Below are 10,870 nucleotides of genomic sequence, written 5' to 3' on the forward strand. Positions count from 1 at the left end.
GACATGGTAGAGAAAAAGACGGACGGCGTGCGCATTCAGAAGGTGATGGCCGACCAGGGGGTCGCGAGCCGCCGCCGCTCCGAGGAGATGATCGAGGCGGGCGTGGTCACGGTGAACGGCCGCAAGGCGACGATCGGACAGAAGGTGGACCCGCGCCGCGACCTCATCGTGGTGGACGGCGTGAAGCTCAACGCCGGGGTGAAGAAGCGGCGGTATTACATCGCCCTCAACAAGCCGCGCGGCTACGTCACCACCCTGAACGACGAGATGGACCGCAAATGCGTGGCCGAGTTGGTGCAGAACGTGCCCGAGCGGGTCTACCCAATCGGGCGGCTGGACCGCAACTCCGAAGGGCTGCTGATCTTCACCAACGACGGGGAGTTCGCCAACCGGGTGATGCACCCGCGCTACCACATCTCCAAGACCTACCGCGTCACCGTCCGCCCGGATGTGAACGACAAACAGCTGGTGCAGCTGACCGAGGGCGTGAAGATCGACGGTGTGATGACCGCGCCCGCGCAGGTGACGGTGCTCACCAAAGAGCCGGGCCGCGTGGTGATGCAGATGGTGATCTCTGAGGGCCGCAACCGCCAGATTCGCAAGATGTGCGAGGCGGTGGGGCTGGAGGTTGCGCGCCTCAAGCGGGTCAGCATCGGGCCGGTGCGCCTGGGGATGCTGCCGCCCGGCCAGTGGCGCGAGCTCACCGAGCTGGAGCTCAACACCTTAAACGGCATGATGCGCAGCGCCGACCAGCAGGCGCGCGAACGGGCGGACCGCCCAATCCGCGAGATGGGGGGGACGCGCGTTGCTCGAGCTCAAAAAGGTAGACGCTGAGGACGCGCTCGAGGCCTTCTGCGAGGCGTCCAACCTCCTGTACAATGAGGAATACGAGAGCTACGGCGCGTTCGACCGCGGGGAACCGGTGGGCTACTGCCTGTTCCTGCTGCGGGACGGCCGCCTGACGCTCATCGACGCGGGCGCGCGGCCGGAATATGGCGACGCGCTGATCGACGGGCTGGTGCGCTCGGTGCTGGGCTATGCCCGGTCGTGCGGCGTCGGCCCGGCCGAATTTGCCGGCAGCTTTGACGAGGCCGCGTTTGCGCGGCTGCGCGCGTTCGGCTTTGCCAACAAATTGATCGAAGATATTGACAAATTTTTGTCAACCTGCAAAAATTGCGCCAAATAAAAGATAAAAACGCCGAAAATCCCTTGTAACCAGAACGGGCAAAGTGTATAATGTATTCTGGTTACATTTTCGATTTCCTCCCAAAAACCGGCTGGTTCGCGGCCGGCTACGGGGAGAAAATACGGGGATGCGGCGTTTTTTCGCGTCTGTGTGGGGCCCGCCCGGCCCGCCTTGCGAAAAAGCTGGGTAGTTTCTAATTTATTGTTAGCCGATAGAAATGGAGGAAACATGATGAGTGCTGAAAGCAAAATGAGCCTTCTGGCGAGCGCTCGCGAGAAGGCGGTAGTGGCTTCCCCCGCCCGCGAGAGACTGGCCCTTCTGTTCGACGAGGGCACCTTCACCGAGCTGGACGCCTTTGCAAAGGCGGCAGGCGGCAGCGCCGGTGTTGTCACCGGTTACGGCGCTGTGGAGGGCACCACGGTGTTTGCGTTCGCGCAGGACAAGTCGGATGCGAACGGCGCGGTGGGCAGAGTCCAGGCGGCCAAAATCAAAAAGGTCTACGACCTGGCGGTCAAAACCGGTTCCCCTGTAGTGGGAATTTACGATTCCTTCGGCGCGGCCCTGACCGAGGGCAACGACGCGTTGGCGGCCTACGGCGAGATGCTGCTGTGCGGCAACAGCCTGTCGGGCGTTGTACCCCAGGTTTCGGTGGTGGCCGGCGTGTGCGCGGGCTGCGCGGCCATGCTGGCGGCGGGCGCGGACTTCGTCGTGATGAGCAAAAAGGCCGAGCTGTTCCTCACCCCTGCCAAGGGCGAGGGCACCGCGGATAACGCGGCCAAGGCGGGCGTCGCCCACATCGTGGAGAAGGACGCGGATGCGGCGATCGCCAAGGCGCGCCACCTGGTCTCCATGATGCCACAGAATAACCTCTCCTCGCTGCCCATCTTCGACTTCGCGGCCTCCGGCCTCGAGGCGAGCCTCACCGCCGCCTGCGAGAGCGGCGACATCAAAGCGGCTGACCTGGTAAAAGCGGTGTTCGACGCGGACAGCGCGGTCGAGCTGCTGGGCGGCTTCGACGACAGCGTCTATACGGCGATGGCCACCCTGGGCGGCTTCACCTGCGGCGTGGTCGCGACCGAGGGCGGCGCGCTGAACGCGCGCTCCTGCGCAAAGGCGGCCCGTCTGATGCAGGTCTGCGACGCGTTCCAGATCCCGGTGGTCACCTTTGTGAACACCTGCGGGTTCCAGGCCGGCGAAAGTGGCCACAATCCGCTGCGCATGGTGCGCGAGGCGGCCAAGCTGGCGCATGTCTATGCGGAAGCGACCACCCCGAAGATCGCGGTGGTCACCGGCAAGGCCTACGGCCCGGCCTATGTGGCCATGGCGGGCAAGAACGCGGGCGCCGACCTGGTGCTGGCGTGGCCCTCCGCAGTGATCTCCGCCCTCAAGCCCGAGACGGTCGCGGCGATTCTGCACGGCGACGACGTGACCAAGAACAAGGATATGGCGGCGGTTACCGCCGACTATATTGCGGGCGAAGCGAGCCCCTATCAGGCGAGCGCGGACGGCACGGTGGACGATGTGATCGACCCGGCCAACACCCGCAACCTGCTGATCTCCGCGCTGGATATGCTGTCCGGCAAGCGGGTGACCAAGCTGCCCAAGAAGCACGGCAACCTGCCTCTGTGACCGAGGCCCGGTCCTTTCGAGTGAACCCATCCATTTTGATAGATTACGATTATAGGAGGAACCCGCTGTGAAAAGAATGAGAGTCACCGTGAATGGTAAAGCATATGACGTACAGGTTGAAGAACTGGGCGCGGGCGCGCCCGCCGCTACCCCTGCCCCCGCGCCGGCCCCTGCTCCCGCTGCGGCTCCTGCCGCTGCACCCGCTCCGGCTGCGGCCCCTGCTCCCGCCGCCGCTCCCGCTCCTGCTGCGGGCGGTTCCGGTTCCATCAAGATCAACGCCCCCATGCCCGGCACCATCGTCAAGGTGAACGTCACCGCCGGCCAGGCGGTGAAGAAGGGCGACGTGCTGGTCGTCCTCGAGGCCATGAAGATGGAGAACGACATCATGGCGCCGCAGGACGGCGTGGTCGCTTCGGTCAACGTGGCGCAGGGCGCTTCGGTCAACTCGAACGATCTGGTTGTCACCATGGATTAATCGGAGATTTCCCGCAGAAAGGAGAGTGTTTTGATGGCACAGGCAAAAAAACCTTTGAAAATTACCGAAACCGTGCTGCGCGACGCGCATCAGTCGCTGATTGCCACGCGCATGAGCATGGATGAAATGTACGATATCCTGCCCGCCATGGACGAGGTCGGCTACTATTCCGCAGAAGTGTGGGGCGGCGCCACCTTCGACGCCTGCATCCGCTTTTTGGATGAGGACCCGTGGGAGCGTCTGCGCACCATCCGCAAGCGTATGCCCAACACCAAGCTGCAAATGCTGTACCGCGGCCAGAACATGCTGGGCTACCGCCACTATGCGGACGACCTGGTGAGCTACTTCGTGCAGAAGTCGGTCGCCAACGGCATCGACATCCTGCGCATCTTCGATGCGCTCAACGATATTCGCAACCTCGAGGCTTCCATCAAGGCGACCAAGAAGGAGGGCGCACACCTGCAGGCCTGCATCTCCTACACCCTGAGCCCGGTGCACAACCTCGACTACTTTGTGAAATACGCCAAGCAGCTCGAGAACGCCGGCGCGGACTCGATCTGCATCAAGGATATGGCCGGCCTGGTCACCCCGTATATGGCCGACGAGCTGGTGCGAGCGCTCAAAAAGAACGTCAAGATTCCCGTCCAGCTGCACACCCACTACACCTCCGGCCTCGCCTCGATGTCGATCATCAAGGCGGTGGAGGCGGGCGTGGATATCGTGGATACCGCGATGTCCCCCCTGGCGATGGGCACCAGCCACGCCGCGACCGAATCGGTCGTTGCCGCGTTCCAGGGTACGCCCTACGACACCGGCCTCGACCTCAAAAAGCTGGACGTGGTGCGCGCGCACTTCGCCAAGCTGCGTGAAAAATATCTGGCCGAGGGCCTGCTCAGCCCCAAGGTGATGGGCGTCGACGCCAACACCCTGCTCTATCAGGTGCCGGGCGGAATGCTCTCCAACCTGGTGTCCCAGCTCAAGCAGGCGGGCCAGGAGGACAAATTCGAGGATGTGCTCAAGGAAATTCCCAACGTCCGCAAGGATTCCGGTTATCCGCCGCTGGTCACCCCGACTTCCCAGATCGTCGGCACCCAGGCGGTGTTCAACGTGATTATGGGCGAGCGCTACAAGATGGTCACCAAGGAGTTCAAGGGCTTGGTGCGCGGCGAGTACGGCAAGACCCCCGCTCCCATCGACCCGGCGTTCCGTAAGAAGATCATCGGCGACGACAAGCCCATCGAGTGCCGTCCCGCCGACCTGCTGGAGCCCGAGTTGGATAAGATGAGAGCCGAGCTGCCCGCGAAGTACAACGAGCAGGACGAGGATGTCCTCACCTGGGCGATGTTCCCGCAGGTTGCCCCCAAATTCTTCGAGAGCCGCCGCCAAAAGAAATATGGCATCGACGGCGAGCACCTGGACGACAAAAATAAAGTTCACCCCGTGTGATAGAAGGTTCTGTCCACGAATGAAACGGAGCGGAAGATCAATTCTTCCGCTCCGTTTCCCTGTTTCCGGCGAAATTTTTTTGGGGTGGGGATGCAAAAAAATGTGAGATATGCTACACTAATAAGACAAAGGCCCCATTCATTGGCAAAGGAAGGAGACGACAGCGATGAAACATTCCTATAGAATTGTAGCAGTAGTTTTGGTTTTGGCCGCAGGCTTGGTTACTGCGGCGTGTGGAGCGTCCTCCACGGCCAAATACAGCAATACCTACAGCGTCTCGAGTGCGGCGGCCGAACCCGCCGCAGCGGCGGAAATGGGTGAAGTGGCGGAGATGGACATGGCAGCGGATGCTGACGGGGTGATGAGCACCGCCCAGGGTGCGCAGCAGATCACCGATCCCTCCCGCAAGCTGATCCGCCGGATCTATCTCGGGGTGGAAACATTGGATTTTGATGGGCTCAACAGCTCAATCAACGAGCAGATTTCTGCATTGGGCGGTTATGTGGAACAGAGCGAGGTGAGCGGCCGCAGCGGATACAACGGCAAGGGCTACAGCCACGGCGGAACCCGCTATGCACATCTGGTCGCGCGCATCCCCAAGGATAAGGTGGACGGCTTTATCCAGACTGTGAGCGAGCTGGGCAATGTCACCACACGGCAGGAGTCGGTCGAGGATATCACCCTGGATTATGTCGATGTGGATAGCCACAAAAAAGCCCTGCTGATCGAACAGGAGCGCCTGCTGGCCCTGCTCGAAAAGGCTGAGGCCGTAGAGGATATCATCGCGTTGGAGCAGCGCCTGTCGGATGTGCGCTACCAGTTGGAAAGCTACGAATCCCAACTGCGCACTTACGACAATCAGGTGGATTACAGCACCGTGACATTGGACATCAATGAGGTCGAACGGGTCACGCCGGTGGAGGAAAAGACCGTGTGGAGCCGTATGCAGACCGGATTTAGCGAATCGCTGTACCAGATTGGAGAGGGCTGCAAGGACTTTGCGGTCGGCTTCGTGGTGAATCTGCCCTATCTGCTGATCGTGGCGGTCATCATCCTGGTGCTGGTGCTGATCCTGCGCGCTGTCACCCGAAAAAATCGCCGCAAGCCCTCCGCGCCGAGCAATCCGCCGGAGGATCTGGGGCAGCCGAAGCAGTAAGAAATCCGGACAAAAACGCCCCTCACCTGTTGTGAGGGGCGTGAATTGCCCGCGGGTGCATACCCGCCGCTGGGGATGCGTGATAATTGACAGTGCGGGGCCGCGGGACAAAGAGAAACGCCCCTCGCAGAGAGCGAAGGGCGCGAATTGCCCGCGGGTGCATACCCGCTGCTGGGAATGCGCGATAATGGACAGTGCGGGGCCGCGGGACAAAGAGAAACACCCCTCGCAGAGAGCGAAGGGCGCGAATTGCCCGCGGGTGCATACCCGCCGCGCGGGGTGTGCGGCATTCAAAAAGGCGGGGTCGCGGGACAAAGAGAAACGCCCCCCGCAGAGAGCGAAGGGCGCGAATCGCTCGCGGGTGCATACCCGCCGCGCGGGGTGTGCGGCATTCAAAAAGGCGTGGCCGCGGGACAAAGAGAAACGCCCCTCGCAGAGAGCGAAGGGCGTGAATCGTTCGCGGGTGCATACCCGCTGGTGCCGCTAACCGGGATCGAACCGGTACGATGTTGCCACCGAGGGATTTTCTCCACTACTCCTGATTGCTCAGGCCAGCACATAGCTGTTGTAGCCCGGACTATGTCTTCGCCCTGCCGGCGCTGGCCGGGTTAGGCGGCTGCCGTATAGTCTCTACACCTTCCAAACTTGGCTTGGCTCGGCGTTGTCCCTTTTACAGTAGGGGGAGTTTCACCGAATTTGACAGCATCCACACAGAGGTTTCCCACCTGTGCGCTCTAAAACTAAAGTCCCTTGCGTCTGCCAGTTCCGCCATAGCGGCAAATCGCAGCCTTTATGGTGGCAGGCTGCTTTACCTATGATACACAATTTCAGGCGGGATGTCAACCGACGGCGAGCATGTATTCCCCTCGAGTATAGCTGTTGTTTGGTTGCCTAATTCTCGCTTAAAAACCTGAACGAAAAATTTACAAATCCTCAATAATCTAGGTACAATCCAAAGGAATAGTCTGGTATAATAGAAGCGAAAGGGATATTGGCTGGAAATATAGTTACAATTTAGTTACAATAAAATGTCAAAATAATGTTGACAATCATTTCCGGTTGTAATATACTAAGGGTGCGGAGGTTTGCTGGTGCTTCCGGCTTTGGTATAGTACGATAATAAACTATTTCTATATGGGAGGTAAAAACGATGAAAAAGGTATTGGCGACTATTTTGGCGCTGACCATGGCCCTCGGCATGACCACCGTCGCTATGGCGGCAAGTAAGACCCAAAACATTGTGGTCGATGGCGATCGAGCGTATACCTATGATGCTGATGACAAAGAGTTAACATCGGTGACAAATCCGTCTACACCTGGTAAAACTTATTATTACCTGGTGAAGAACAAAGATGACAAGTATAATAACGGCAAGGATAATATCACGAGTGTCAATGCGCTGAGCAACTTTAAGCTGAGACGCAGCATCAGTGAAGGCTCCAAAGCGGTCGAAGGTGTCAGCTTTTCCATGAAAGAGGTTAAAAAGATTGACGGCAAGCTTTTGGCTGATACAAATGTATTTGGCGAGAATGTATCCAGCAATAAATTCACCTTTATTGCTGTTTCCATCAACGAGAATTTCACCAGCAACGACATTGATGTGGAGATGGACGTCAACATTTACGGCAGCAGCAAATACTTTGTGAATGATGATGAGGATTACAGCTTCGCATTCGATTATACCTTCTCTTACGATGAGACCTCTGCGAAAAGCTACATCTCGGTTTCGGAAAACAAACCGCTGATCAACTTTGACGATATCGACGACTCCGACCCCATCGAAATCAGCTTCAATGACGCCGATGTGGATATCCGCTTTGTTGTGAATGCGAAGGGCCAGAAAGAGCTGTTCCTGCGCTACAACGATGACGAGGTCGAGGCGGTCGTGGACAAATATCCGAACGCAACCCTCGATTTCCACACCTTTGAAGGTAACAACAAGACCTTCAAGCGCACCGGTAAGCTGTATATCCCCGCCGACGAAATTGAAGGCAAAGATGGCAAGATGGTTGCCCCCTATCTGTATGAGATCGTGGACGGCAAGATCACCACGGTTGATGCGAAATATGATTCCTATAATCAGGAATTTGTGATCTCGACCAACAAGCTGGGTAACTATGTCGTTTCTGATACCAAGCTGAAGACAGCGAGCAACGACGATGACGACGATGACGATGACAACACGACAAATGGCGGCGGCACCTCTGGTACTGGCAACCCGGATACCGGTGCGAATGACGTCGTAGGCGTTGCGGTGGCGCTGGCGGTCGTCTCGGTCGCAGCGATCGGCGCGGCTTCCTTCAAAAAACGCACCAAATAAATTGAGACCAGACATTAAAATCACCAGTAGAAAAAGAGGGGCGCTTTGGTGCCCCTCTTTTCCAGCTTAATTGAGTTGTAAATTGATTATGAACGAAGTGAAAATAGGGGTCGCTCGGTTGCGATCTTCATAAATTTAGGGTATAATGTTTCCAAACGGATGATGCAGCCGGTGGAAGAGCGCTGCCGGAAGTGAGACAGAAGTGTGACAAGCTCAAAACGGATGAGGCAAGTTTGCCCATGTGGAGGAAAAAACGATGAAGAAACTGATTGCATTGCTGATGGCGGCGGTGTTGACATTGGGGATGAGCGCCGTTGCGATGGCCAAACAGACAGAGGATATCTCAGAACTGGGGAGCGATTTGCACCTTTACGATCAAAATCGTGAAGAGATGCGGTCCGCTAGCGTGGGTACCGACCCCGTCCCCTCCGGATCGGTGCTCTATCTGCCTTTGACCACTCGTGCAGAGAACGACGACGGCGAGATGAAATTTGCATATGCCACAAAGATGGCGGATTTGGAACACTATAAACTCAAATATAAGGTGTCTGAAGGCAGCGATTTGGTGCAGAGTGTGCGCTTTGCCATTCAGAATGACACTTCGGGACGCAAATCGGCGTACATTGCCGTCACTACGAAATCGAACACAACGGGCAAAAATGCTTGGGTTACAATCACGGTTACCGTAACCCCGGAGAATGGGGCGACTATCGGTGGAATCGACGATTACGACGAAACCGAGCTGAACTTCCAGGTGGCCCCCGCTGCTGCGTCTGATGCGGTGCAAAAGCCCACGGAGGAAGCCAAACCGTCGCAACCGGAGACGCCGTCCACCCCGGCGGAATCTGCACCGACAGTCGGCGGCGATGTGGAGCAAAACCCCGATACCGGTCTGCCCGACGTTTTGTCCGCAATGGCGGCCTTGCTGCCGGTGGGATGCGGTCTGCTGATCCTGTGCAAAAAGTAAAATAAAAAGAATTTGGCTGGCCGGCGGATACAGTTCCGCCGGCTGTTTTTTGTTATATCACAAAAGAATGGAAAGAACGAGAAATTACATATGGATTGCATTGGAATGCGCTCTTGCATACTGGGAAGGAATGGGATATAATGAAACTGTTCTTGATACAAAGAAAATAGCTGTGAGATTATCCGTGTATCGCATACGAATTTGGTAGAGACAGCTATTTAGTGAAAGTATAAATCAAAAATATGGAGGGATTCGATGCCAAAGATTTTTACACAGTCGGGCAGGGAAAAATTGCGCAGACAGTTGCTTCGGAATGGACTCGCCTTGTTTTGTGAAAACGGGTATATGGAGACGAGTGTGGACGATATTGTACGCAGTGCAGGCGTCTCCCGCGGGTTGTTCTATACGATGTTCCCCTCCAAAGAAGAATTTGCGTTGCAAGCGCTCCAGGACCGCCAGGAGATCCTCTATGAGATGGTGACTTACTTTATGGCGCAGACCAATCTGCCGGTGGAGCAGCGCATCTGGAATATCATCGAAGCCTGCATCCGCAATGAGAAAAAGGTGTTCTCTTTTTTAAAACTGAAGGATACCTACCGGATCGCGGCGCATGTTCCGCAGGAGCGGATGGACATATATATGGAGGTACAGGAGGAGTTCTTTGCCAAGATTGTTCGATTGATGGGTAAGGACCCCGCGCGCTGCGACCCCAAGGTAGTCGCCAATCTGGCCACCGTATTTTTCCAGGGCATCAGCACCATCAAAGGGCGCCCCTTCCTGCATCAGGATGTCGTCGATGAGACGGTGGAATGCTTTGCGCGGGCATTCTGGAACTACATTGTGACCCATTAACCGGAGCATCGACATAAGGATGGGAGGAACCGCTTTGAAGATCGGCGGCGTTATTTTGGATTTTAATGGGACGATGTTCCTGGATGGGGAGAAGCAGGAGCGCGCCTGGCGGCAGTTTATCCGCGGCGTATGCCGGCATGAGATCACCGACGAGGAGTTCCGGCTATATGTGCACGGGCGCAACAACCGCTTCATCATGGAATATTTTTTGCAAAAGCCCCTTTCTGACGGCGAAGTGGCTGAGCTGATTGAACAGAAGGAGCAGATCTACCGCGGATTTTGCCTGGCTGACCCCGCGCCCCTCCACCTTACAGACGGTCTGCCCGCGTTTCTCGACCTGCTGGCCGAACGGGGGATTCCGCACACCATTGCAACTGCGTCTGAACGCAATAACGTCGATTTCTATATCCGCACCTTTGACCTCGGGCGTTGGTTCGATCTGGACAAGCTGGTCTACGACGACGGCACCCTTCGGGGCAAACCGGACCCGGACATCTATCTGCGCGCGGCCCAGCGGATCGGCGTGGAACCGGGCCTCTGCCTGGTGGCGGAGGATGCGGAATCCGGGATTCAGTCGGCCTACCGCGCAGGTGCGGGCCGGATCATCGCCATTCAGCCGGAGCATAAGCGTGAGCTGTTCGCTGGCCGCCCCGAGGTGGATGCGGTGGTGGGCGATTTTATTGGATTTGAACGTTTCCTGACAGATTAAAAAAAGAACAGAAAAGCACCGGAGGCGAGGGACTCCGGTGCTTTTTAATGATTGGCAGAAAAGAAGGGGAAGGGAAGGATTATTTACGTTTGCGGGAGAGGAGGATGCCAGCGGAAGCGATGATGGCCAT

Annotated in this window: 10 protein-coding genes; all 10 read left to right on the plus strand. The window is 57.2% G+C overall.

Going from position 1 to position 10,870, the window contains the following annotated elements:
• Positions 1–3 precede the first annotated feature (3 nt).
• Positions 4–834, plus strand: a complete 831-nt coding sequence (locus H8711_RS05015) for a pseudouridine synthase (protein ID WP_249282445.1) — start codon at positions 4–6, stop codon at positions 832–834.
• Complete coding sequence (locus H8711_RS05020; RefSeq protein ID WP_249282446.1) at positions 806–1,186, plus strand: hypothetical protein; 381 nt, start codon at positions 806–808, stop codon at positions 1,184–1,186. The genes H8711_RS05015 and H8711_RS05020 overlap by 29 nt, the downstream gene beginning before the upstream one ends.
• A gap of 231 nt (positions 1,187–1,417) precedes the next feature.
• A complete protein-coding gene (locus H8711_RS05025; RefSeq protein WP_249282447.1) occupies positions 1,418–2,815 on the plus strand; it encodes a carboxyl transferase domain-containing protein in 1,398 nt (465 codons plus the stop codon).
• A 67-nt stretch (positions 2,816–2,882) separates the two neighbouring features.
• Positions 2,883–3,290 (plus strand): biotin/lipoyl-containing protein, encoded by a 408-nt coding sequence (locus H8711_RS05030; protein WP_249282448.1) that lies wholly within the window; start codon positions 2,883–2,885, stop codon positions 3,288–3,290.
• 33 nt (positions 3,291–3,323) lie between these two features.
• Positions 3,324–4,736, plus strand: a complete 1,413-nt coding sequence (locus H8711_RS05035; RefSeq protein ID WP_249282449.1) for an oxaloacetate decarboxylase subunit alpha — start codon at positions 3,324–3,326, stop codon at positions 4,734–4,736.
• 166 nt (positions 4,737–4,902) lie between these two features.
• Positions 4,903–5,892, plus strand: a complete 990-nt coding sequence (locus tag H8711_RS05040; protein ID WP_249282450.1) for a DUF4349 domain-containing protein — start codon at positions 4,903–4,905, stop codon at positions 5,890–5,892.
• Between the two features lie 1,150 nt (positions 5,893–7,042).
• Positions 7,043–8,212 (plus strand): fimbrial biogenesis chaperone, encoded by a 1,170-nt coding sequence (locus H8711_RS05045; protein WP_249282451.1) that lies wholly within the window; start codon positions 7,043–7,045, stop codon positions 8,210–8,212.
• 256 nt (positions 8,213–8,468) lie between these two features.
• Positions 8,469–9,179, plus strand: coding sequence for a hypothetical protein (locus H8711_RS05050; RefSeq protein WP_249282452.1), 711 nt, complete (start codon positions 8,469–8,471; stop codon positions 9,177–9,179).
• A 255-nt stretch (positions 9,180–9,434) separates the two neighbouring features.
• Complete coding sequence (locus H8711_RS05055) at positions 9,435–10,031, plus strand: TetR/AcrR family transcriptional regulator (protein WP_249282453.1); 597 nt, start codon at positions 9,435–9,437, stop codon at positions 10,029–10,031.
• 34 nt (positions 10,032–10,065) lie between these two features.
• On the plus strand, positions 10,066–10,740 hold the full coding sequence (locus H8711_RS05060) for an HAD family hydrolase (RefSeq protein ID WP_249282454.1): 675 nt from the start codon (positions 10,066–10,068) through the stop codon (positions 10,738–10,740).
• The last annotated feature ends 130 nt before the right edge of the window (positions 10,741–10,870 follow it).

The organism is Ligaoa zhengdingensis (assembly GCF_014384885.1).
Lineage (GTDB): Bacteria > Bacillota > Clostridia > Oscillospirales > Ruminococcaceae > Ligaoa > Ligaoa zhengdingensis.